Source organism: Citreicoccus inhibens, from assembly GCF_019039035.1.
GTDB lineage: Bacteria > Myxococcota > Myxococcia > Myxococcales > Myxococcaceae > Citreicoccus > Citreicoccus inhibens.
The window spans coordinates 180,868-204,083 of record NZ_JAHNZT010000011.1 but is presented as its reverse complement, the minus strand read 5'-3'; the positions used below and the strand labels follow the sequence as shown (position 1 = coordinate 204,083).

General features: G+C 69.1%; 16 protein-coding genes. 10 read left to right on the top strand and 6 right to left on the bottom strand.

What is annotated here, in order from left to right; translation table 11 throughout:
• The first annotated feature begins 133 nt into the window (after positions 1–133).
• The 4 genes from KRR26_RS16140 to KRR26_RS16125 are packed head-to-tail and all read left to right on the top strand — an operon-like array spanning position 134 to position 5,317.
• A complete protein-coding gene (locus tag KRR26_RS16140; RefSeq protein ID WP_147423010.1) occupies positions 134–1,321 on the top strand; it encodes an aminotransferase class I/II-fold pyridoxal phosphate-dependent enzyme in 1,188 nt (395 codons plus the stop codon).
• Positions 1,318–2,133 (top strand): SDR family oxidoreductase, encoded by an 816-nt coding sequence (locus KRR26_RS16135; protein ID WP_217080239.1) that lies wholly within the window; start codon positions 1,318–1,320, stop codon positions 2,131–2,133. Before KRR26_RS16140 ends, KRR26_RS16135 begins: the two co-directional genes overlap by 4 nt.
• A 20-nt stretch (positions 2,134–2,153) precedes the next feature.
• The gene (locus KRR26_RS16130; RefSeq protein WP_120208173.1) at positions 2,154–2,426 is read left to right on the top strand and encodes an acyl carrier protein; all 273 of its coding nucleotides are present in this window, start codon (positions 2,154–2,156) and stop codon (positions 2,424–2,426) included.
• An 8-nt stretch (positions 2,427–2,434) separates the two neighbouring features.
• Positions 2,435–5,317: an aminotransferase class III-fold pyridoxal phosphate-dependent enzyme gene (locus KRR26_RS16125; RefSeq protein WP_217080238.1), complete on the top strand. Its 2,883-nt coding sequence runs from the start codon at positions 2,435–2,437 to the stop codon at positions 5,315–5,317.
• A gap of 9 nt (positions 5,318–5,326) precedes the next feature.
• On the opposite strand, the gene KRR26_RS16120 is transcribed toward KRR26_RS16125, so the two are convergent.
• The 4 genes from KRR26_RS16120 to KRR26_RS16105 all read right to left on the bottom strand — a co-directional run bounded on the left by KRR26_RS16120 (position 5,327) and on the right by KRR26_RS16105 (position 10,677).
• Positions 5,327–6,670: an APC family permease gene (locus KRR26_RS16120; protein ID WP_217080237.1), complete on the bottom strand. Its 1,344-nt coding sequence runs from the start codon at positions 6,668–6,670 to the stop codon at positions 5,327–5,329.
• A gap of 23 nt (positions 6,671–6,693) precedes the next feature.
• Positions 6,694–7,077, bottom strand: a complete 384-nt coding sequence (locus KRR26_RS16115; protein ID WP_120208167.1) for an SCP2 sterol-binding domain-containing protein — start codon at positions 7,075–7,077, stop codon at positions 6,694–6,696.
• A gap of 65 nt (positions 7,078–7,142) precedes the next feature.
• Positions 7,143–8,393, bottom strand: a complete 1,251-nt coding sequence (locus KRR26_RS16110; protein WP_120208165.1) for an acyl-CoA dehydrogenase family protein — start codon at positions 8,391–8,393, stop codon at positions 7,143–7,145.
• 97 nt (positions 8,394–8,490) lie between these two features.
• Positions 8,491–10,677, bottom strand: a complete 2,187-nt coding sequence (locus KRR26_RS16105; RefSeq protein ID WP_328707149.1) for a molybdopterin-dependent oxidoreductase — start codon at positions 10,675–10,677, stop codon at positions 8,491–8,493.
• Between the two features lie 238 nt (positions 10,678–10,915).
• Between KRR26_RS16105 and KRR26_RS16100 the strand changes: the two genes are divergently transcribed.
• Together KRR26_RS16100 and KRR26_RS16095 are read left to right on the top strand one after the other, a co-directional pair.
• Positions 10,916–12,595, top strand: a complete 1,680-nt coding sequence (locus tag KRR26_RS16100) for a fatty acyl-AMP ligase (protein WP_217080235.1) — start codon at positions 10,916–10,918, stop codon at positions 12,593–12,595.
• A 24-nt stretch (positions 12,596–12,619) separates the two neighbouring features.
• Positions 12,620–12,874, top strand: coding sequence for an acyl carrier protein (locus KRR26_RS16095; protein WP_120208159.1), 255 nt, complete (start codon positions 12,620–12,622; stop codon positions 12,872–12,874).
• Positions 12,875–12,888: 14 nt separating this feature from the next.
• Here the strand turns inward: KRR26_RS16095 and KRR26_RS16090 are convergent, their stop codons facing one another.
• A complete protein-coding gene (locus KRR26_RS16090; protein ID WP_217080234.1) occupies positions 12,889–14,481 on the bottom strand; it encodes an ABC1 kinase family protein in 1,593 nt (530 codons plus the stop codon).
• Positions 14,482–14,600: 119 nt separating this feature from the next.
• Between KRR26_RS16090 and KRR26_RS16085 the strand changes: the two genes are divergently transcribed.
• Genes KRR26_RS16085 through KRR26_RS16075 form a run of 3 tightly spaced genes read left to right on the top strand, consistent with a single transcriptional unit; the run spans position 14,601 to position 19,343 of the window.
• Positions 14,601–16,172: an ABC1 kinase family protein gene (locus KRR26_RS16085; protein WP_120208155.1), complete on the top strand. Its 1,572-nt coding sequence runs from the start codon at positions 14,601–14,603 to the stop codon at positions 16,170–16,172.
• Complete coding sequence (locus KRR26_RS16080; protein WP_120208153.1) at positions 16,169–17,179, top strand: hypothetical protein; 1,011 nt, start codon at positions 16,169–16,171, stop codon at positions 17,177–17,179. Before KRR26_RS16085 ends, KRR26_RS16080 begins: the two co-directional genes overlap by 4 nt.
• Positions 17,180–17,219: 40 nt before the next feature.
• Positions 17,220–19,343 carry a GMC family oxidoreductase N-terminal domain-containing protein gene (locus KRR26_RS16075; protein WP_217080233.1) on the top strand — a complete coding sequence of 708 codons (2,124 nt, stop codon included), beginning with the start codon at positions 17,220–17,222 and terminating at the stop codon, positions 19,341–19,343.
• Between the two features lie 51 nt (positions 19,344–19,394).
• Here KRR26_RS16075 and KRR26_RS16070 read toward each other — a convergent pair whose 3' ends face one another.
• Entirely contained in the window at positions 19,395–20,747 is a 1,353-nt protein-coding gene (locus KRR26_RS16070; RefSeq protein ID WP_120208148.1) for a cytochrome P450, read from the bottom strand.
• A gap of 116 nt (positions 20,748–20,863) precedes the next feature.
• On the opposite strand from KRR26_RS16070, the gene KRR26_RS16065 reads away from it, so the two are divergent.
• Complete coding sequence (locus tag KRR26_RS16065; RefSeq protein WP_158611529.1) at positions 20,864–23,215, top strand: patatin-like phospholipase family protein; 2,352 nt, start codon at positions 20,864–20,866, stop codon at positions 23,213–23,215.
• Position 23,216 lies beyond the last annotated feature (1 nt).

Here is a 23,216-nt window from a genome sequence, read left to right as displayed (position 1 = left end):
CTGCGCGCTCATGTACACGAACCCCCACCATGAGCGTGGCCTCAAGGGCAGACGGATGGTCCGACCTGGATGAGGTCGGCTCGTGGGGGATGCAGGGCATTCTGCGGTGAACGACGCCGAGGGGCTCCCTGATATGAGCAGCAGCGCAGCGGTGTATGGGCAACCCACGTATCCAGCATGGATCGCGGATCGCGTCCGACTGCAGCGGGACTTCATCGACAACCTCCGCCCGTTCCCCTTCGACCAGCCGGCGGACATCCGCGGCTTCTACTCGTTGCATCAGAATGACTACCTGCGGCTCTCCAATCATCCGGAGGTCGTGCACGCGCGCGCCGAGGCCAACCTCCGCCCGCGCATCGAGTCATTCTCCTCCTCTGTCTTCGGCGGCGTCTCCTCCGAGCATGATCGCTTCGTCGCGCTGCTCAAGGACTCGCTCCAGGCCAACGACATCATCCTGACCACCGCGGGCTGGACCGCCAACGCGGGGCTCCTGGAGGCCATCTGCGCAGAAGAGACGCCCGTCTACATCGACGTGGAGGCCCATGCCTCCATGGTGGACGGCATCCGGTTCTCGCAGGCGAAGAAGGTCATCGTCCGGCACAACGACTGGGAGCACCTGGAGAAGCGCGTCAAGATTCACGGCCCCGGCGTCGTCTGCATCGACGCCCTCTACAGCACGGACGGCAGCCTCCCGGACCTGCCGCGCTATATCGACATCTGCGAGCGGCACGACTGCATCCTCGTGCTGGACGAGGCGCACTCCTTTGGCATGTTCGGCGCCAAGGGCGGCGGGTTGGCGGTGAAGCTCGGGCTGGCGCACCGGGTGCATTTCCGCACGGTGAGCCTGAGCAAGGCGCTGGGCGGTCATGGCGGGCTCGTCGCGGGCAGCGCGGACATGCTGCGCAGCCTGCGCTCACACATGCGGCCCGTGCTGTTCAGCTCCTCCACCTCGGCCATCCTCGCGGCCGGCCATGCCGCGGCGCTGGAGGTGCTCATGCGTGAGCCAGAGCGCGCCGCTCACTGCCTGGAGATGGCGGCCCGCTTCATTCGCACGCTGGAGGCCGCGGGCGTGGACACGCGCGCGTCGCGCAGTCAGATCGTCTCCCTCTTCTTCAAGGACGAACAGGCCTGCCAGCTCTACGGCGAGCTTCGCGAGCGGCGCATCCTCTCCTCCGTGTTCGTCTACCCCGCCATCCCGCGAGGCATCAGCATGTTGCGCTTCTCCGTCTACTCGGAGCTGAAGGCCGACGACATCGATTACATCGCCGACTGCACCCTCGCGGGCCTGAGGAAGATGCGCCCGGCGGAGCTGCGACCATGACGGCCCCGGCACCTCGGGTCGCGCTCATCACCGGCGCGTCCTCCGGCATTGGCCACGCGTGCGCCACCCTCCTCGCCTCGCACGGCCTGAAGGTCTACGGCACCGCTCGGCAGGCGGTGTCGGCGCCGGAGGGCTGCACCCTGCTCACCCTGGACGTCACGCGGGATGACTCGGTGACGCAGGCGGTGGGCGAGGTGCTCTCGCGCGAGGGCCGCATCGATGTCGTGGTGAACAACGCGGGCTACGGACTCGCGGGCTCCATCGAGGACACATCGCTCGACGAGGCCCGTCTGCAATTCGAGACGAACTTCTTCGGCGTCATGCGCGTGTGCAAGGCCGTCCTGCCCACCATGAGACTGCTCCAGGGCGGGCTCATCGTGAACATCAGCTCCCTGGGCGGAGCGATTGGCCTGCCCTTCCAAGGGCTGTACAGCGCCAGCAAGTTCGCGTTGGAGGGCTTCACCGAGGCCCTGCGCCAGGAGGTCCGGCCCTTCGGCATCCACGCCGTCCTCATCCAGCCCGGAGACATCCAGACGCGCATCACCCAGAATCGCGTGCGCGCCCAGGCCACCGGGCCAGGCTCAACGTATCAGGAGCACTTCGAAGGGGCCTTGAAGGTCATCGAGCGCGAGGAGCAGGCGGGAATCCCTCCGGACGCCGTGGCCCAGCAGGTGCTGCGACTCGTGATGGGTCGCTCCTTCCGCGTGCGATACCGCGTGGGGCGGCTGTCCCAGACCTCGTCCGTGGCGGCCAAGGCCATCCTGCCCTCGGGCATGTTCGAGAAGGCGTTGATGTCGTTCTACGGCCTCTGACGGCCTGGGAGGGTATCGGCTTGCATGCGGAACGGACGCTCCAGCGGCTGAAGCAGATGATCGCCGATCTCTGCGCGGTGGATGCCCAGTCCATCCGCGGCGAGGGAATGCTGCGCGGCTATGGCCTCGACTCGATTCGCATCATGGACTTGATGGCGACCATCGAGTCGGAGTTCGAGGTCCAGCTTCGCGTCGAGGAGATGGGCTCCATTGCCTCCGTGCGAGACCTGGCCGAGCACATCGACCGCGTCATCGCGCGCAACGCACCCGTGGAAGCAGCCGCCACCCGGTGACGGGCCCCATGCACCCAGACGATCTCGCGTGGCCGGACGCGTCGCGGCACTTCAAGCCCTACCTCCACCGGCTGCTCGCCGCCGCCGGGCTCGACCTCGCGTTTCATCGCGCCGAGGGGGACTTCCTCTACGCCCTGGATGAGAGCGGGCGCGAGGTCGGGATCCTCGATCTGCTCGGGGGCTACGGCACGTCGCTGCTGGGGCACAACCACCCAGAGCTGCTCGACGCCGCGCACCAGCTCCTGCGCGAGCAGCGTCCGTTCAGCGCGCAAGCCAGCCTGCGGCCCCGAGCCGCGAGACTCGCCGCGACCCTGTCGGAGCGCGTGGGCCGCGTGACGGGGCGCACATATGTCGCCACCTTCGCCAGCACCGGCACCGAGGTGGTGGAGGCAGCGCTCAAGCACGCGAGCCTGGAGCTGCTACAGCGCAAGGCCAGCATCGTGGAGCGGCTGCGCGAGCAGTTCCGCCGGCTGCGGCTGCGGCTGCGCGCGGGAGACGCTCGACTCGGCGAGGAGGTCTTCACCCAGGCCTCGCGCAAGCTGGGAGAGCGCCCGCTCGCCACGCTGGACGACCTGGAAGCAGCGCTGCTCCAACGCGCGGCCCAGGCGTTGTCCGCCGCGCCTCGCGTGCTCGCGGTGGAGGGCGGGTTCCACGGCAAGACGCTCGGCGCCCTGAGCCTCACGCACAACCCCGAGTTCCGCGTCCCCTGGAGCCCCAGCGACATCTCCCCCGTCGTCTTCCTCCCGCCCGGCGACACGCAACGCCCCGCTCAAGAGGCCGAGCGTGCCCGCGTGGAGTACCTGGAGCTGGAGGTGACGTGCGAGGGCGAGGTGCGCGTGCTGGAGGCCCAGCTCGTCAACGTCTGCGCCTGCTTCGTTGAGGCCGTGCAAGGCGAAGGCGGCATCCGCGTCATGACGTCGGAGTTCCTCACGGCCCTGCGCGCCATGGCGGACGCGGGCGGCTTCCCCCTCGTCTTGGATGAGATTCAGTGCGGCCTGGGGCGCACCGGCACGTTCCTGGGCTCCGAGCCCTCGGGTGTCGCTGGCGACTACTACCTCTTCTCGAAGGCGCTGGGCGGCGGGCTCGCGAAGATCTCCGCGCTGTTGGTGGAGGAGTCTCGCTACATCCCCGAGTTCGGCTACCTGCACTCCTCCACCTTCGCGGACGACGACTACGCGAGCACGCTCGCGCTGAAGACCCTGGACGTGCTGGCCCGCGACGACGGGGCCCTCCTGCGCCGCTGCCGCGAGACGGGCCAGGGCTTCCTCGAGTCCCTGCGCGCGTTGCAGGCCCGCTTCCCCCAACAGCTCCGCGACGTGCGCGGCGTGGGCCTGATGATCGGCCTGGAATTGGCCCCGCCCAGGGAGTCACCGTCCGCCCTGCTGCGCGTGCTCTCCGAGCAAGGACTCCTGGGCTACGTCATCTCGGGCTACCTCCTGCGCCAGCACGGCATCCGCGTCGCCCCCACGCTCGCCGCGCACGGCACCATCCGGTTGGAGCCCTCCGCGTACATCGCGCCCGCGTCATTGGAGCGATTCCTCCGCGCGCTCGAACAGGTGCTCGTCCTGCTGCGCGACGGTGACGTGGGGCGCCTCACGGGGCATCTGCTCGACGCGGGCGCCGAGCCCGCTCCGGAGTCACCTCGCGCCGAGCCCCCCCTGCCAACCTCCCCTCCGCCGGTGGATCCACGGCGCACGCGCAAGCCGACCCGGGTGGCCTTCCTCATCCACTTCTCCGAGCCCACGGACCTGCGCGCCTGGGAGCCCCGCCTCGCGCACGCGAGCGATGAGGGCTGCGCGCGGTTCCTCTCGCGCATGAAGGGCCTCATCGAGCCCTTCGTGGTCAGCCGCGCCCAGGTGCAGTCCGCGCAAGGGCGCGCGGTGGACCTCACGGTCATCGGGATCCCCTTCACCTCCGCGCAGGCCATGGAGGCCCTGCGCGCGGGTGAGGCTTGGGCCCTGGAGTCGGTCCGTCGAGGCGTCGAGCTGGCACGCCGCGAGGGCTGCGTCGTGGTGGGCTTCGGGGGCCACACCTCCATCGTGACGGACAACTGCCGAGCGCTCGTCGAGGACGAGCTGGTCCTCACCAGCGGAAACAGCCTCACGGTGGCCGCGGCGCTGGACGCGCTGTTTCGCGCGGCGCGCCAACAACACATCCCCATCGAGCGCGCGCGGCTGGGCATCGTGGGCGCCACCGGAAACATCGGCGCCGCCATGGGCGAGATCGCCGCGGAGAGCGTGGGCGAGCTCATCCTCTTCGGCCGACCGGGTGCGCAGCGCTACCTGGAGCCAGTGGCCGCCGCCATCTACGCCTCGGAGCTGCGTCGGCTCCTGCGCGGAGGCCCCGCCACGGGGCTCGCCGCCACGGTGTCCACGTCCCTGCTGGGCCGCTCTCTCCTCGCGAACCCGCACGCGCTGCCGGTCAACGTGGGCGAAGTCCTCCGCCGAGGGCTCTTGGAGGAACTCGGTGAGCGGGCCCCCATCCGCATCGCCACCGAGCAGGACACCCTGCTCCGGGGCTGCCAGCTCATCGTCTCCGCGACCAACGCCGCGCGGCCCGTCATCCTCCCCGCGCACGTCACGGACGCGCCGGCCGTCCTCTGCGACATCGCGGTTCCCCAGGACGTCGACGCCTCGGTGAAGCAGCAGCGCCCGCAGGCCCTCGTGCTGCGCGGCGGCCTGGTGCGCACACCGCACGGAGAGGACCTGCGCATCCCCGGCGCGCGACTGGGCCCTGGAGAGGTCTTCGGCTGTCTGGCGGAGACCCTGCTCCTGGGCTTCAGCGGACAGCGCGAGTACGGCTCCCAGGGCACGTTGGTGGCGGAGAACATCCGCCACCTGGGAGAGCTGGCCCGGCTGCATGGCTTCCAGTTCGACTTGAAGCCCGCCTGAAGCCAGACGCTACGGCGCGAGCGCCGAGGAGCCGCGCTGCTCCTTCACCGCCACGAACCGCAGCGACCACTCGGTCGAGACCAGCGCCGTCACCAGACAGCCCAGCATCCAGAACACGGGGCGCAAGCCCTGCTCGGGAACGGAGAACAAGGTCCCCAACCCCAGACACGGCAGCACGAGCGCCACCGCCCATTGCAGCCACGGGAAGACGGGGGTGCGGTAGCTGCGCCGGGCCTGAGGTCTCGACTTGCGCAAGGACAGGGCCGCCGCCATGAACGCCGCGTAGATGACGCACATGATGGTCGCGCTGATGAGGGCCAGGACGAGTTGCAGCTCGTAATGGGACACCACGAGCGCGGACACGCACGCCACGCCCCCCAGTGACAGCACGCCGCCGATGGGTGCGCCCGTCTTCGCCGAGGTCGCCCCGCACCACGCGGGCAGCAGTCCTTCACGCGCGAGCATGAAGACGAGCCGCGAGCCTCCCATGATGCCGGCGTTGAACGTGGAGACCACCGCCCCGAAGGAGAGAACCAACGCCACGTAGGTCCCCGCCCGTCCGAACATCGCCTCGAAGTACAGGACATGCGGCACGGAGCTGCCGGCCACCGTGGCCCGGTCCACGTGCAGCGGCAGGGCCAGCACGAACAGGATGTAGATGGCGGACAGCACCGCCACGCACACCGGCAGGGAGATGGGGATCTTCCGCTCGTAGGCCTTGGGTTTGATCCCCACGGGGGCGGCCCACTCAAAGCCCATGTACAGGAAGATGGCCATGCCCACCGCCGCGGGAAGCTGCGGGAGCTGGCTGACGCCCTCCGATAGCGTCACCACCGTCCCCAGGGGCGCGGGCGCCACGATGAAGCCATACGCGGACGCGCCGAGCAGCAACAGCACGCTCGCGTACGTGGTCGCCATCTGGAGATCTCTCGGCAGCTCCAGGCCCACCCCGTTGATGGCGATGACCCCACCCATCAACACCAGCGCCGTGAGCGTGGGCGGGACGCTGGGAAAGGCCGCCTTGAACACGAGCGCGAACATGTACCCCTCCACGCCCGCCATCAGCACGGTGAAGATGAGGTACAGATAGACGAGCACCAGCGAGAAGCGGGGCCCGAACGCCGCCTTGAGATACGTGCGGACCCCAGGCGCCGAGGGGAACATGCTGGCCAGCTCCGCGATGGACAGCGCGATGACCGCGCAGAACACCCCGGCCAGCAGCACCGCGAGCTGCAACACCCACGGGCTGGTGAGGATTTGGAACAGCCCCGACACCACCGTGAAGCTGCTGGTGGCCAGGGCCATTCCGACGCCCACCGAGACGTAGAAGAGGAACTCTGTTCTGGCTTTCATCCGCCCCCCGGACGCGTGCGCGCTCAGCCCAGCCGCCAGAGAATCATCGCCAGCGCCTCGAGCTTCACCTTGTCGCGGTCCGACGAGAAGATGGAGATGGCCCCATCCACCAGCGCCGTCGCCGGGTTGTAGCGTCCGGAGAAGATCTCCGTCAGCACGCTCTCGTCTCCTTGCAGGTGCACCAGGTTCTCCGCGTCCTCGTCGAAGTCCGCCACCTTCCGGACCTCCCGCAGCGCGTGGTCCTGCACGGCCAGCACGAACTTGTTGCCCGTATTGGACGCGTCGAGCAGCACGGACCTGTCCCAGCCCGTCACCAGCTTCTTCGCACGTGGGTTGTCATTGAATCGAGCCTGGAAGTCCTGAAGGACCTCGCTCAGCCCCGTCGTGGTTGCGTTCGTGTTCCACATCGGCTTGCACCCCTTGGGTGGATTGGTTGGACGGCCCCGCCGCTCGTGTCAGCTCCGCTCGCGCCTCACACCCAGGGCTGGGGCAACCCGAGGATCTGCGTGCCAATGACAATCTTCGTCGTGTCGTCCGAGGGGCCCATCACCGAGCCCGCTCGGCCATCGCGATACGCGCGCTCCACGATGTGCCCGCGCTTGTAGGCCGCGCCGCCGCAGACCTGCATGGCCTTGCTCGTCACCTCGATGGCCATCTCACAGGCGGCCGGCTTGAGCGTCGCCACCTCGATGAAGAACGGGTCGTCCGGGTTGTCGCGCATGACCTCGTCCAGGAGGTCCGTGGACTTGAACTCGTTGAAGAGCACCACGGCGTTATCCGCCATCTGGGAAATGCGCAGCACCGTCGAGCGGACCACGTCGATGGACACGCGCATCTCCGCGATGAGCCGCTGCACCGTCTCCACGTGGGCGAGGCTCTTGTTGGTGTCCGTGTGCACGCGCTTCTTCACGTGGTCCACGGCCGCCTCGTACGCCGCCTGGGCGATGCCCACGTAGCAGGCCGCCATGCCGCACAGGTAGATGGGCAGCGAGTAGGCCATCATGAACGACAGGCCCGTCTTCTCCGCCCCCATCATGTACTTCTTGTGGACGCGGCAACGGTCGAAGTGGATCGGCCGGCTGCCATTGCCGCGCAGGCCCATCCCATCCCAGACGCCCACCGGCTTGATGTTCGGCGTGTCGCCGGGGACGAAGAAGAGGCTCAGGTCATTGGGCTTGAGCCCAGGCCCGGAGCGAACCGGAAGCAGATAGAAGTCCGCGCTCCCCGCGCTCGTGCAGAACGACTTGTACGAGTCGATGACGTACTCGTCGCCTTCGCGCTCCGCGTGGCTGTCCATGTGCCAGATGCGGTTGCCCGAGCCCGGCTCGCTCATGGCATACGCCCCGAGCGCCTTGCCCATCGCGACGGGCTTCAGGAAGGTCTCCACCTGCTCGGGGGTCGCCGTGGCGATGAGCAGCGGCAAGGTGGACTGGTGCATGTGGAAGCACATCGCCGTCGCCGCGCAGGCCTTGGCGAGCTGCTCGGTCACGATGATGGACGTGAAGATGTTCTGCCCACCGCCACCCCACTCCTTGGGCAGGCCCATGCCGAGGATGCCCGCTTCGCCGAGCGCGCGGATGCTCTCGCGCGGAAACGAAGCATCCTGATCGACCCGAGCGGCGTGCGCCCGGAGGATCTCTCGAGCGACGCCTTCCGCTCTGCGCTTCCACTTCCCTTGCTCCGCATTGAGCGCAAGGCCATCCAGGTTCAGGAAGCTGCCCATGGTTCCTATCCCCTCCCATTCAGACCGCGGGTTGAAGGCCCGACCTGCTTGACGACCCCGGGCGCCCGGCCGTGTCACCCCCACGTCCAGCGTGGGGTCATCCCGTCGCGGAGACCTCGGCCTCCGCCGCGACCACCGTCACCGGCACGCCCGAGAACGCGATGGTCCCCGACAGCGCGTCCACGCGCGCGTCGTCCGTCAAATCGTTGAGGCTCACGCCGGGATGGGTGACCGCCGGCATTCCCGGCGCGGCGTCCCCCGCGTGTTGCCCGAAGCCATGCGGCAGGCTCACCACGCCGGGCATGATGGCGTCCGTGATCTCCAGCGGCGCCGTGACACGGCCCACGCGCGAGCACACCGCCACCGCCTGCCCCTCTCGGAGCGACAGCCGACGCGCGTCCTCGGGGTGCATCAGCAGCGTGCAGGTGTCCGGGCCCTTGGTGAGCCGCGGGACGTGGTGCATCCAGGAGTTGTTCGTGCGCAGCTGCCGCCGCCCGATGAGCACCAGCTCCGGAGCCGCGGCCGTCGCGCCCTGCGCGGTGAAGCGCTCGGACAGCCGCTTCAGGTCCGCCACCAGGAGCGGCGGCGCCAACTGCAAGCGCTTGCCCCGCGTGTACAGGCGCCTTGGGAGACACGGCTCCAACGGCCCCAGGTCAACGGCATGTGCTTGCTCGCGCAAGGCCGCCAACGACAGCCCGCGTCCCAGCGGCGAGCGGCGCCCATAGGGTCCAATCCGCAGGAACAGATCAATGAGCCGCGTGGGCGTGAACCAACGCAGGAGCCGCCCCCGGAGCACGCCGAGCCACCCGATGGGACCGCCCCGGAGCGCGTCCAGACGAATCGCCAGATCCAGGTAGATCTCCCAGTCGTGCCGAGCCTCCGGCCCCGCGGGGACCATGGGCGGGCAGTAGCGCGTGGTGTTGCGCACCGACATCATGTGCATCGCCACGTCGTAGTGGTCGCGCTCCAGCGCGAAGGTGGGGGGCAGCACGAAGTGCGCGTGGCGGGCCGTCTCGTTCACGTAGAAGTCGATGGCCACCATGAAGTCGAGCCCATCCAGGGCACGCGCGAGCCGCCCGCCATTGGGCGCGGTGAGCACAGGGTTGCCCGCGGCGCACACCAACGCGCGGAGGCGCCCCTCGCCCGGCGTGTCGAGTTCCTCCGCGAGCGTGGCCACGGGCAGCTCGCCGGTGAACGCGGGCAGCCCGCGCACGCGGCTGGACCACCCTCCCAGCTCGCCCTGCTGCCCCATCCACTTGCCCACGGCCACGGTGTCCACCGCGGGCCGGGTGAACGCGGCGCCGCCCAGACGATCCAGATTGCCGGTGAGCACGTTGATCGCATTGATGAGCCAGCAATTCAGCGTCCCGAACTCCTGCGTGCACACCCCCAGCCGGCCATAGACGACCGCGGTGGGCGCCGCCGCGAGGTCGAGCGCGAGCGCGCGGATGTCCTCGGCGGAGATCCCCACCTGCGCCGCGACCCGCTCGGGGTTGTAGGACGCCGAGACTTCACGCAGCACCTCGACCCCATCCGTGAAGTCCGCCAGGCGGCCCAGCGCCACCTTGCCCTCGTGAAACAGGGTCTGGATGAGCGCGAGTAGCAACAGCGGATCCGTGCCGGGGCGAATGAAGTGATGGGTATCTCCCAGCTCCGCGGTGCGCGTGCGTCGCGGATCGATGACCACGACCCGGCCGCCCCGCTGCCGCAGCGCCTTGAGTCGGCGGGTCATGTCCGGCGCCGTCATCAAGCTGCCGTTGGAGACCGCCGGATTGCCGCCCAACACCACGAGCAGGTCGGTGCGATCCAGGTCCGGCACCGGCATCAACAGCTGATGCCCGAACATCTGGTACGCGGTGAGCAGGTGCGGCAGGTGGTCCATGGACGCGGTGGAGAAGCGGGAGCGCGACCCCAGGCTCCGCGTGAACTCCATGGCCATGAGCAACGCGCCGTGATTGTGCACATGCGGATTGCCTTGGTAGTAGGCCACGCTGTCCGCGCCGTGCTCGCGGCGCACGGCGTGCAGCCGCTCCGCGACTTCGTCGAGCGCCTCGTCCCAGCCCACCGGCTCCCAGCGAGCCCCCACCCGTCGCAGCGGCTGGCGCAGTCGAAGCGGGTCCTCGTGGATGTCCTTGAGCGCGACCGCCTTCGGGCACAAATACCCGCGACTGAGCGGATCGTCCGGATCCCCACGAATGTCAGTAATCAAACCCTCTTCACACTTCAAGGCGATGCCACACATGGCCTCGCACAAGGGGCAAGTGCGGAAGTGGGTCCTCGCCACGTCGGAACGCCTCCCAGCGCATACATCCCGAAAGACAGACGAGCGGCAGGGGTAGCACGTCAATCCCAACCAAGTCCAGCCACGAACCCTCGACACAACCCAACCCAAGAGCACTGCCCGGTTTCGCACAAACGCCTGCCCAGCAGTGCATTGACAAGGTTCACCGCGAATCTCTAGAGCAGACACTCGCATTTCCTTCGCAATCCATCACGCAAGAACCCGCGGGAGGAGTGAAGCGATGCATGCCCAGGAATGGCCGTCACACCGGACGCTCGCGGAGGCCATCGCGCGCGTGGGAGTGCTGCATCCCGAGAATGGCTTCACGTTCCAGGACCTCGAGGGCCACGAGACGTTCGTGGCGTTTCCAGACCTGGACCGCCGGACCGCGCTCCTCGCGGCGGGACTTCAACGGCTCGGGCTGGAGCGCGGGGATCGCCTGGGCCTGCTCATCATCCTGCCCGAGGACTTCATCCTGACGTTCCTCGCGGCGCTGCGCCTGGGCGTGATCCCCGTGCCGGTCTATCCGCCCATGTACCTGAACAACCTGGAGGACTACGCCCGGACCACCACCACCATCCTCAAGGCCGCGGGCGCGCGATTCCTGGTCGCCTCGGATGAACTCCTGGGCGCGCTGGAGACGTTCCTCGACTGGCTCCCCGAGCTGAAGGGGCGCGTGCTCGGCTGCCACGCGTTGAACGGCGCGGAGTCACCGCCGCGCTTCCCGGACATCCAGCCGGATGACGTGGCGTTCCTGCAGTACACGTCAGGCTCGACGTCCGCGCCCAAGGGCGTCGTCGTCACACACCGCGCGCTGTTGGGGAACATCCGCGGCTTCATGGGCCACGGCCTGCGGATGGTGCCCGGCGTGGACAAGGGCGTGAGCTGGCTGCCGCTGTACCACGACATGGGACTCGTCGGCTTCGTGCTGGGTCCCGTGGTCTGGGGCGTGTCCGTGGTGTTCATCCCCACGCTTCGCTTCGTGCGCAACGCCTCGGTGTGGCTGGACACCATTCACCGCCACCGAGGGACCGTCTCGTTCGGACCGAACTTCGCGTACGCGCTGGCGCTGCGAAAATCCAAGCCCGCGCAGATGGCACAGTGGGACCTGTCCTGCATGAAGGCCTTCGGCTGCGGCGCAGAGCCCATCGCGCCGGGGACCTTGCGACAGTTCGCGCGCGTGCTCGGGGAGCACAGCCGACTGTCTCCTCGCGCGTTGCTGCCCGCCTACGGGCTGGCCGAGTCCACGCTGGCCGTCACCATGAAGCCGCTCGACGAGGAGCTCCGCACGCGCCGGGTGGACTCCGCGTTCCAACAGACGGGCCAGGCTCGCCTCGCCGAGCCGGACGCGCCCGCGCTGGAGCACGTGTCCTGCGGGGTCCCCTTCCCGGAGCACGAGGTCGTCATCCTCGACCGCGAGGGGCAACCCCTTCCCGATGGCCAGGAGGGCGCCATCCACGTGCGCGGCCCCTCCGTCATGGCGGGCTACTTTCAGAACGAGGAGCAGTCGCGCGAGGCGCTCAAGGCCGGTTGGCTCAACACCGGAGACCTGGGCTACTTCTGCGATGGACACCTCTACGTCACGGGGCGCACCAAGGACCTCATCATCCTGAACGGGCGCAACCTGCACCCGCAGGTCATCGAGTGGGCCGTATCCGAAGTGGAGGGCGTGCGCCGCGGCAACGTCGTGGCCTTCTCGCGCCCCGGCGACGAGGGCGAGGAGTTGGTCGTCGTGGCGGAGACGAGCAGCTCGGATCGCGTGGGGCTCAGCGCGCAGATTGAGTACGTCGTGCGGCTGTCCCAGAACGTGCGCCGCGCCGAGGTCGTCTGCATTGGCCCGGGAGGTCTGCCCAAGACGTCCTCCGGCAAGGTGAAGCGCCACCAGGTCCGCGAGCTCTACTTGCGCAACCAGCTCCAGTAGCCGAAGCCGAGGAGGCAATACGCCATGAGCGACGACGAAGTCCTCCGCCTCATCCAAGAGGCCCTGCGCAGCACCCTGCCGGAGCGCGAGAGTGAGTTCGGGCAGGTCACGCTCGACACGGACCTCCAGAGCCTCGGCATCGGCTCACTGGCCTTCATGGAGACCGTGGGCTACCTGGAGGACCACCTGGCCACCACGTTCCGCGGCGCGGACATGGCCAAGGCCAGCAAGGTGCGCGACATCGCGACCCTGGTGCGAGCCACCGGGGTCACGGTCTGAGCCACGACATGCGCTCAGCGACTCGCCAGGACCCAGGCAAGCCCGGCGAGCGCCACCGCGACCGCGAGGGAGAACCCCTCGGGCATCCCCCCGCCCCAGGCGCCCAGGGACAGGATGCCGAGCCCCAGGGCAGACACCGTGAGCGCGAGGGGCCGTGCCACGCCGCGCGCCACGCGCCCCGAGGCACGCTCCTGATGAACGTTCCCGACGGCACTGCGCCGCGCTTCCGTGAGCAGCGCCCGCGCCTGCCCAGGCCAGGACAGGCCCTCCTGGACCGAGGCGGAGGCCACGCCCTTGTCTCCCACCAGCCGCAGCAGCCGCACCATCGGCGTGGGGCGGGTGCGCAGGAAGAACGTCTCCATCAACGCGAGCAGGTCCACGTGCTCTGGCACCCGCAGCGCCGTGGCATCCAACAGGCCAATGGCCCGCCACACGAGGAGCTGATCCGGCTCCATGCGCACGTGGTAGCGCCGCTGAAGCTCGGTGATCTCCCCGATGGCGCTGCCCAGGTGCCGCTCCTCGGCGGGCGCGTCGGGGGACTTCGCCCGCGAGTACCAGCGGGACATGATGTCGGCGAAGTCGCGGTGGTAGCTGGCGACGTCGGTCTCGTCCGTGGGAACGGACAGTCGATCATGCACCCGGGCGGCTCGCGCGAAGCGCCCCATGGCGATGGCCTCCATGTAGTCGCACAGCTCCTCGCGCCGCGTGCGCGTGAGCATCCCGTAGATGCCGAAGTCGATGAGCACCGGAGCGCCATCCGGACGGATGAGCAGGTTCCCTGGATGCGGGTCGCCGTGGAAGCGCCCCGTGGAGAAGAGCTGGAAGAGGCAGGCATCGGCGATGCGCAGCACGGCGGCCCGCAGGTCCACCCCAGGCAGGAGCTTCTCGACCTCGTCACTTCGCCCGGCGTCGTAGAGGTCGAAGATCTTCTGAAGGCTCACGCCCCGCACGAACTCCATGGTCAGCAGCCGCTGCGTGCTCAAGGCCCAGTCCACGCGCGGCACCACCAGCCGATCGCCCACGTCGTGGCGCACCGTCTCGGCGATGCGCGCCTCCGCGAAGAAGTCCAGCTCGCGCAAGGTGAACAGGGCGAACTGCTCCAGCGTCTCGGTCACCGGAATGGCGCCCAGCAACCGGTGCCGATCCACGAACCGCGTCAGCGCGCGAAACAGCCGCATGTCCGAGCGGAACGTGCGCTCCAGGTCGAACCGCTGGAGCTTCACCGCCACCACCTCGCCCGCGGCGGTACGCGCTCGATGCACCTGGGCGATGGACGCGGAGCCCAGCGGCTCCATCTCGAACTCCGGGAAGATGCGCTCCAAGGGACCGCCCAGCTCCTCCTCCACGCGCCGGCGCACGGCCTCGGGGGGCATGGGCCGGGCGCGCTCGAACAGCTTGCCCAGCTCGACGCACGCCTCGCGGGGCAGCAGGTCCATGCGCAGCGACAGGTACTGCCCCAGCTTCACGTATGTCAGCCCCATGCCCTCCAGCGAGCGGCGCAGCCCCACCGCGAGCTCCTGCGGAGAGCCTCGGCCCGTCGCGCGCAGCACGAGCACCCGGAAGCCCTGCCGCACCAACAGGCCCCACAGGAGGAACACGCGGGACACGTCGAGCCGGACGTCCGCCCAGACGTCACTCCAGGCGCGACGCCCGGAGCGTGCAGTTCGTGGTGTGTCAGGCATTGGACACCCCGCGCCTCCCCTCGCCCATCATGACAGGTTCGTGAATGTCCTTGCTCTCCCTCTTCCCGCTCAAGCGCAAGGACCCGGTCGCGGTCCGACAGGCATTGGAGGAGCTAGGGCCAACCTTCGTGAAGCTGGGCCAATTCCTGGCACTGCGGCCGGACCTCATCCCGCAGGCGTACTGCGATGAGCTGATGAACCTGTCGGACCGGGCCGCGCCCTTCCCGTGGGAGGTCGCGCGCCGCATCATCACCGAGGACCTGGGCCGGCCTCCCGAGGCGCTCTTCGCCACTATCGACTCGCGCCCCATCGCCGCGGCCTCGCTCTCCCAGGCCCATGTGGCGCGCACACATGACGGCGCGTCGGTCATCGTGAAGGTGCAGCGCGAGGACATGCCGCGCCGGGTCCGTGAGGACTTGCGCCGGGTGCGGCTGCTCACGTCCATCCTGGAGGCCACGGGCGCCTCATTCTCCGTTCCGCCGCGCCTGGTGCTGGAGGAGTTGGAGGGCTGGCTGAACCAGGAGCTGGACCTGCGCTTGGAGCTGCGGAACCTGGAGCGCATGTACACGCTGGCGATGGACCACACCGAGTGGCGCATCCCGCGCCCCTTCCCCGAGCTGTCCGGTGAGCGCGTCGTCACCAGCGGGTACCTCGCGGGCGTGCCCTTCACGGAGCTGCTGCATGAGCTCCGCCAGGGTCGGCCCGAGCGGATCCACGACCTCGGACTGGATCCAAACCGACTCGCGCGCAACCTGCTCTGGGCGGTGCTGGCGCAGATCTTCCAGGACCGTCTCTTCCACGCGGACACGCACCCCGGCAACCTCATCGCGCTGCCCGGGAATCAGGTGGGCTTCGTCGACTTCGGGCTGGTCAGCACGCTCGATGATGGGTTCCGCGCCGGCATGGCCCGCTACCTGACCGCCATCTACACCGGGCGTCAGGAGGCGATGTACCGAGCCCTGACCGAGCTGCTCATCCCCAGCGATGACACGGACCTGGACGCCTTCCACGCGGACTTCGCCGAGGCCACCCGCGGGTGGATCAGCCAGCGAGACGGCATGGCCCGCGCCCCGGAGAGCGGCCGCTCCCCCGTCGGCCAGTACATGGTGGATGTCCTGTCCGCCGCGAGGCGCAATCACCTGCGCATCCCGCCCACGCTGCTGTCCATGTATCGCTCGCTGCTCACCGCCGAGACGGTGGCGAACCGCCTGGGCAGCCGCACGAACCTGCGCGTCGTGGGCAAGCGCTTCTTCGTCAAGATGCAGCGCGCGGAGATGCGCGTCGTCCCGGACAAGGAGCAGGTCCAGTTGCTCCTGACGGATCTCGTCGCGCTGCTGAAGGACAGCCCCGCGCAGATTCACCAACTCCTGGGAGACCTCGCGGACGAGCGACTGTGGTTGCGCGTGCGGACCTCCACATCGCTCAAGGATCGACGCGAGGAGAACGGCCGGGCCCGGCTCGTCGTCCTGGCCTTGATTCAAGTCGGGCTGTCGTTGCTGCTCGTGGGCGCGGAGCGCCTCCCGTGGGTGGACCAGCTCCCGGTGCGCGGCGGACTCGCCGCGCTGCTGGGGCTGAGCTGGGTGGTGCTCGCCGTGCAGTGGAGGCGCCTGCCATGAGCCGGGGCTCCGGGTTCGCCATCGCCGCCTTGTGGCAGCCCGTGCTGGGCTTCTTCCAGGCCATGGTGAGCGGAACCCAGGCCCTGCTGCTGCTCGCGCTCCCCGGCGCGAGGCGGCGGCTGTCCGAGGGCAGCGAGCAGTCGTCGCGACGACAGCAGTCCATGCGCCACACCCTGTGGCGGCTGCGCCGCGCCTACGACGACGTGGTGGGGCCGCACGGCCTCGAGACGCTCGAGGAAGCGCTGGGCGTGCTGCGCAGGCTCAGCACGGACCTGGGGCCCGCGGTCCTCGTCTGGGTGGATTGCGTCGAGAGTCTGGTGCAGGACGCGGAGCGCCGGTACGGCTCGGGGCCGGGCCAGGGAACCAAGAAGGCGCAGGACGTGAAGTCCGCGCTCATCCACCTGCTCATCGACGTGCCGCTCGTGCCCGGCGCGCCGGGATTCCTTCAAGCGCTCATCGTCGAGACGGCCACGAACTGGGCCATCGACTCGGTGGTGATGCTCCTCAACCGCAACGAGATGTGGACGGAGGGTCAGGTCGTCGAGCTGAGCCTCCCTCGCCGCATCCTTCGCGTGCTCGCCGCGCCGCTGCGATGGCTCGACAAGGGGCTCACCACGGTGGCGCGCGCCTGGGTCTTGCGACGGGCGCCCTTGTCACCCACGGCCGCGGCCATGGTGCTGAAGATCCAACAGGAGAAGATGCTGGAGCCGCAGGTCCTCACGCGAGGGCTGGGCGAGATGCTCCGCTGGGTGGGGACGAACCGCCAGCGACTCGTCGGCTTCGTCGAACTCATCTCCGTGGGCTCGCGCGAGGCGGAGCGCTTCACCCGACTCTCCGGCCAGCAGAAGCGCCAGTACGCCACGGACCTCGTGACGATGTTCCTGGAGCAGGAGGGCCTGCTGCGCAACGAGCTCCTGGCGCCGACCATCCAGTGGCTCATTGGCGTCGGGATCGATCTGGTCGTCTTTCTCTTCAACAAGCGGAAGGTCTTCCGACACGCGACGTGACGGCAGGCTCAGGCGTGCCGTCCGACAGAGGAGGTGCACGATGCTCGCGAAGCTGTTCGACGCACTGCTGTGGCTGTACTGGAAGGCCAACCGCCGCTTCCTGATCGCCTTCTCCGTGGCCCTTCTGGGCGACGAGCCCGGCCCGTTCCAGCCCGATGGAACCGCCATCGTGGACGCCCTCGACAAGCTGCTCAAGACAGTCAGCCGGACTGTCTATGTGCAGCTTATCGCCACCGTGGCCACCATCCCGCTCGCGGTCCCGCCCATGCCGCTGCCCAGCGGCAGCATCGCGCGTGGACTGGTGAAACTCTGGTACGGCATCAAGAGCAACTTCCTGCGCGCGTCGTTCCTCGCGAAGTCGAGGAAGCAGCGAGTCGAGTTCGTGGACGCCATGTTCCGCCGGCTCGTCCACGAGGCCCCGGAGCAGGAGGACGACATGGTGAAGACCATCGTCACCCTCACCATCCTCAAGGGCGTCATCGGCGCGGCCTACCTCGACTCGGACGCCATCTGGCAGGCCCTCGGCTACAAGCCCTATCAGCAGCACGACTTCGCCCCGCCCTCCGGCCCGGACCTGGCCAACCCGCCCCTCACGGCCGCGGGCGAGCTGCTCATCCGCTCACGCCGGACGCCGCAGGAGGTGGCCAAGAAGCCCGCGGGCAAGCGCACGTACTGCATCGTCGGCTCGGGGGCGGGAGGCTCCGTGGCCGCCCTGTCCATCCAGGAGCACGACCCCGACGCCCGCATCATCCTCCTGGAAGGCGGGCCCCTGACGACCGGCAATGAGTTCTCCACCCGGCTCCTCGATGCCGTGGCGGTCAACTACATGAACGCCGCCATCACGCTGTCCGAGGACCAGATGTTCACGTTCCGCCAGGGACGCGGCGTGGGCGGCTCGACGCTGGTGAACAACTCGCTCGCGTTCCGCCCCGTGGGCTACTGGTGGGATCAGAACCTGGTCGCGCGCTGGGAGGCCTTGGGCGTCAAGCTGGACTGGCACGCGCTCAACAAGGCGTACGACGACCTGGAGAAGCTCATCCACGTCGCCCCGGTGGATGACCGCGTCGTCACCCGAGCCTCCCACGTGCTCCGGGACGGCTTCGAGAAGATTGGCCTGAAGGACAACATCGTCCGCGCGCCACTGAATGTCGTGAAGTGCATCGGCTGCGGGCGCTGCAACCTCGGCTGCCAGTACGACGCCAAGCAATCGATGATGGTGGAGATCCTCCCTACCTTCGTGCGCAACGGCGGGCTGCTCGTCCCCGACGCCAAGGTGGACTCCATCGAGTTCGAGGAGAAAGGACAGCTGCGCCACCGCGTGAAGACCGTCACGGTCATCACCGAGGCTGGCGAGAAGGTGAAGATTGAAGCCGACCGGTTCATCCTCGCGCCGGGCGCCTACGCCTCGTCCAAGCTGCTGTGGCGCAGCGGCTTCACCGGCGTGGTCCCTGGCGTGCGCACGGTGGGCAAGCGCTTCAGCGTCAACCTGGGCACGGCCGTCATCGGCGTCTTCCCGCAGGAGCTGAACGCCTTCGCCGGGCAGCAAGCGGGCTTCGCCATCGAGGTCCCCGAGGAGCGCATGGTCATCGAGACGGGGTTCGCCCCGCCCGCGGCCGTGGGGATGATGGCGCCGCAGTGGGGCAACGCGTTCAACCGCCTCATCTCCCGCAGCAACAACATGGTCGCGGCCATCCCCGTGCTGTCGAGCCTCACCTACGGGCAGATCAAGAAGAGCCTCCTGGGTGACAGCGGCTTCGCCATCGACTTCACGCTCATCGACGAGGACTGGCGCCGGCTCGCCACCGGCATGAAGCTCTCCGCCCAAGCGATGTTCGCCGTGGGCGCCGAGGAGGTCTTCAATCGCCGCTTCGACGCGCTCTCCATCCGGCGCCCCGAGGACATCGACATGTACCTGGCCGGCATGGGCGCGGCGGACTTCATCCCCGTCGAGTCGGCGCACATGCAAGGAGGCAACGTCATCGCGCCCAAGGACACGCTGGGCGTCGTGGACGAGCACCTCAAGGTCTACGGGACAGACAACCTGTGGATCTGCGACGCGAGCGTCATCCCCTCCCCCATCACCGTCAACATCGCGCTGACCGTGATGGCGCTCGCGCGCTACGCCGCGCCCTTCATCGTCCGGGACACCCAAGCCCAGGTCTGAGCGAGCGCCATGCGCCGGGATCCTCCCTCACGCCCCTCACGGGCCCTTCGCTCAGCTCGCCGCCTGCGCCGCGACGGCGGGCTGGCGCGAGGGGACTCGCATCCCCTCCAATCGCATGACGACGCCACCGCGAGGCCCCACGGGCACACTGCGCCGCACGGGGCGGACCGGAGCATCGGTCTCCAGCCGCAGCGCGTAGCGACGCAGGATCGCCGCCAGGACGAGCTTCATCTCGTACATCGCGAACGCCACGCCGATGCACCGCCGAGCGCCGCCCCCAAACGGCATGAACTCGAACGGCGAGTAGGTCCGCGCGAGGAAGCGCTCGGGGTTGAACGCCTCGGGCGAGGGATAGGTGTCCTCTCGCATGTGGGCGAGCGCGGTGATGGCGCCCACGCCCATGCCCTCGGGCACCGTGTAGCCGCCCAGCACCAGCGGCTTGCGCAGCAGCCGGGTCACCTCCGGGATGATGGGATAGAGCCGGAGCGTTTCGCTGCACACCGCATCCAGGTACGGCAGCGCGGCGATGGCATCGGGCGCAGCGTCGCCGGGCAGCGCGTCCAGCTCCGCGAGCAAGCGCTCGCGCACCTCGGGCTGGCGGTGCACCCAGTAGAGCGCCCACGACAACGCGATGGCGGTGGTCTCGTGGCCCGCCGTCACCAGCGAGAGCAGCTCGTCGCGGACCTCGGCGTCGGTGAGGCCCGTGCCGTCCTCGTGCCGCGCGGCGAGCAGCAAGCTGAGGATGTCCTCGCCCCCGGACACCTTCCGTCGCTCGGCGATCTCCTCATAGACGACGGCGTCCAGCTTCTGGAGCGCCCGCTGGAACCGCGCCCACGGGCCGATTCCCCCGAAGTTCCGTCGGACCGCCTCGAACACGACGATGAGCGGATTGATTGTGCGGTCCGTCTCCAAGATGGCCTCGCGCAGCCGCTCGGAGCGCTCCAGGCTCGCGCCGAAGACGGCCCGGAGGATGATCTGGATCGAGACTTCCTGCATCGTCTCCCGCGCCACGAACGGATCGCCCGTGCGCCAGCGCTCCGCGCACGTGAGCGCGGCCTCCATCATCAGCATCCCGTACTTGTGCATCCGCGCGCCGTGCAGCGGAGGCATGAGCAACCGGCGGCTGCGCTTGTGGCGCTGTCCGGTGACCAGGAAGATGGACGCGGGACCAAAGAGCGGCTCCACCGCCTTGCGCCCAAAGACCTCGAACGTGTCCGGGTCCGCGCTGAAGATCGAGCGGATGCCTTCGGGGCTGCCCGTCACCACCAGGGGCCCGTACAGCGACGGATACAGGAACGGGTCACCGTACTTCTCCAAACACTTGGAATAGTAGCCGTAGGCATCCAGCGTGTAGTGGAGCGTGGCCAGGGTGGCGGACCGTGGCCCCGGGGGCAGTTGCGCCATGGTGACAAACCCTTTCGTCGCCAATGGCAGGCATTGCCACCCGCCGCTGGCCTCGCGAGCACGCTAGAGGCGCGCTGCGAGTCATTCAACCCAAGGACTCGCGCGGGAGCGCATCCATGAACAATCCAACACTCAACGCCTCGCGCGACGAAGCCTTGCGCGATGACCTGCGCCTCACGCGCTTCCCTTCGCTGCGCGAAGCGCTCCTCACCGTCGCGCAGACCGAGGCCCTGAGCGAAGACCTGGAGCGGCTCTGCTTCGCCCCAGGCACCCACCTGGGAGAGGACGCGGCCAGCGCGGGGCTCCACGTACTGCTCTCCGGCGAAGCGGTCTATCTGGAGGTCGCGGCGGCGGACGGATATCGCGTGCAGCAGCGCCTCCTCCCTGGGATGGCGTGGGGCGAGGAGAACCTCACCGGAGAGCCCTGGTCGCCAGGATGCGCCCCCAAGGTCCTCGTCCCCACCACGGTGCTGCGCATCCGCCGCGAAGCGTATGCGCGCATGGTGGCGCGCGTGCCCGCGCTCGAAGCAGCGGTGTTGGACCTCCGTGCGTTGCGTCGCCAGCGCGTCTTCGCACTCGCCTCCACGCGGCGAAGCGGCCCGGCCCACGGCGCAGCAGAGTACTGGGCCGAGCGAATGGACAGCGCGGTGGTGCGGGTCTGCGCCGAGGGTGAGGAGCTCGTCGGTCGCGGCGGGAGCCTCACGGGCCGAGGCTGGTACATCGTCCTCGCCGGCACGCTGCGCGCCTGGTGGGAACCCGGAGTCCATCCTCCCGAGCAGCCCCACCTCGTGCCCCCCGCCCCGCCCCGCGCACCCGCGGAGCAGACCACGGAGCTGACCCGCGGCGCGGTGTTCTGGGCCGAGCCTGGGGAGGTGCCCCCAGGCGCTCCGGTCCGCCTCTCCGTGACGCACCCCACGCGCCTCGCCTTCCTCCCCAGCGTGGGGAGCACCGCCGAGCCCTTCCCAGGCTCGCTCCACCCCATCCCCGTGACACTCGGGAGGCTGCCGGGTGTGCATCCGCCCTCGCGTGCGCGCGGGGACGTGGTCCTGCTCCAGAGCGACGTCTCGGACGCCCCCCTGTCCACCCTGAGCGCCCTGCTGGCGGACACCGTGGCCACGCAACATCACGACCGCGTGCTGCACCTGACACTCGTGCCACCAGGAACAGCGCCGCTCCCCCCACGCTCACGCGCGACCGCCGTCCCTGGACAGGTCGCGCATCTGCACGCGCAGGTCGCGGATGGACAAGAGGCCGCACGGGTGCTCCGACAGGTCCGCGATGAACACCCCGCGGTGTTCGACCTCATCTTCGTGGACGCCTCGGCGCTGGGCGCACAGGCGCCCGCGGAGCTGGGGCCCGCCGTCACGCGGCTGCTGTATCTCTCACGTCGCCCCGGAGCCGTGCGCACGCCACCGGAACTCTCGGGAGCCACCGTGCTTCTGGCCGCGCTCCTGGATGGCACCCCCATCCTCGGGCTCCCTCCAGGGGCGCTCCGCGTGAAGCTCGACCTCGCCCGGCTCGCGACCCATCCGCCAGGGGGCCTGCGTTACGCGGACCTGGATGCCGCGCAGCAGGCGACGTTCTGCCGCTGGGGCCGAGCCCTCACGGGCCGCAGGGTCGGCTTCGCGCTCGGAGGTGGCGCGGGCTGGTGCTACGCCCACGTCACGCTGCTGCGGCGGGTCCTGGCCCTGGGCATTCCCATCGACATCCTGGCGGGCACGAGCATGGGTTCGATGATGGCGGCCTTCTACTGCGTGGAGGGCGTGGACGGACTCGAACACGCCCTGGAGAGCGCGGGCCGACTCGACCGCGCCACGCTGCTGGGATACTTCACGGGCGCGGCCATCAGCCGCTACATGGACTCGGAGCTGGGGCCCCACGAGCTTCAGTCCCTGGAGATTCCCCTCCTCACCGTCTCCACCAACGTGTCCAACGGCACGATGCTCGTCTGCCGCAAGGGACCGCTGGGCATGGCGGTGCGGCTGAGCGCGAGCTTTCCCCTCCGCTATCCCCCCACGATGATCAACGGCTTGCGCCACGTCGATGGCGCCTTCGTGAACAACATCCCGTGCAGCCTCCTCGTGGGCGAAGGCGTGGGGCTCAACATCGGCGCGAACGTCATCCCCATGCCCATGGTCCTCCCGCCCGAGCACCCCTGGATCCCAGGAGCACTCGGGAGGTTCCTCGCCGGACTCAACCCCATCGCCCGCACGCGAGACCTCATTCGCGGCCTCTTCACCCTGCTCAACCAAAGCGCGCGCGCGGAGACCGCCATGGCGGACTTCGTCTACACCTCGGATGACATCTCGGTCCCCCCCTGGTCCCTCAAGCGCGCCCGGGAGATCGCCGCCCTCGCGGAGCCCAGCGTGGAGAAGTTCGTGGAGCAGTTGCACCGCGAATGGCAGCACTTCTCCCGGGAACTGCGCCCTTTTGAACGACCTGCCCTCCCGGACGATGGCAATGCCTGAC

Excerpts from the sequence above, each read along its gene's own strand:
- KRR26_RS16140 (WP_147423010.1), top strand. The coding sequence starts at position 134 with ATGAGCAGCAGCGCAGCGGTGTATGGGCAACCCACGTATCCAGCATGG.
- KRR26_RS16135 (WP_217080239.1), top strand. The coding sequence starts at position 1,318 with ATGACGGCCCCGGCACCTCGGGTCGCGCTCATCACCGGCGCGTCCTCC.
- KRR26_RS16125 (WP_217080238.1), top strand. The coding sequence starts at position 2,435 with ATGCACCCAGACGATCTCGCGTGGCCGGACGCGTCGCGGCACTTCAAG.
- KRR26_RS16120 (WP_217080237.1), bottom strand. The coding sequence starts at position 6,670 with ATGAAAGCCAGAACAGAGTTCCTCTTCTACGTCTCGGTGGGCGTCGGA.
- KRR26_RS16115 (WP_120208167.1), bottom strand. The coding sequence starts at position 7,077 with ATGTGGAACACGAACGCAACCACGACGGGGCTGAGCGAGGTCCTTCAG.
- KRR26_RS16110 (WP_120208165.1), bottom strand. The coding sequence starts at position 8,393 with ATGGGCAGCTTCCTGAACCTGGATGGCCTTGCGCTCAATGCGGAGCAA.
- KRR26_RS16100 (WP_217080235.1), top strand. The coding sequence starts at position 10,916 with ATGCATGCCCAGGAATGGCCGTCACACCGGACGCTCGCGGAGGCCATC.
- KRR26_RS16095 (WP_120208159.1), top strand. The coding sequence starts at position 12,620 with ATGAGCGACGACGAAGTCCTCCGCCTCATCCAAGAGGCCCTGCGCAGC.
- KRR26_RS16085 (WP_120208155.1), top strand. The coding sequence starts at position 14,601 with ATGTCCTTGCTCTCCCTCTTCCCGCTCAAGCGCAAGGACCCGGTCGCG.
- KRR26_RS16080 (WP_120208153.1), top strand. The coding sequence starts at position 16,169 with ATGAGCCGGGGCTCCGGGTTCGCCATCGCCGCCTTGTGGCAGCCCGTG.
- KRR26_RS16075 (WP_217080233.1), top strand. The coding sequence starts at position 17,220 with ATGCTCGCGAAGCTGTTCGACGCACTGCTGTGGCTGTACTGGAAGGCC.
- KRR26_RS16070 (WP_120208148.1), bottom strand. The coding sequence starts at position 20,747 with ATGGCGCAACTGCCCCCGGGGCCACGGTCCGCCACCCTGGCCACGCTC.
- KRR26_RS16065 (WP_158611529.1), top strand. The coding sequence starts at position 20,864 with ATGAACAATCCAACACTCAACGCCTCGCGCGACGAAGCCTTGCGCGAT.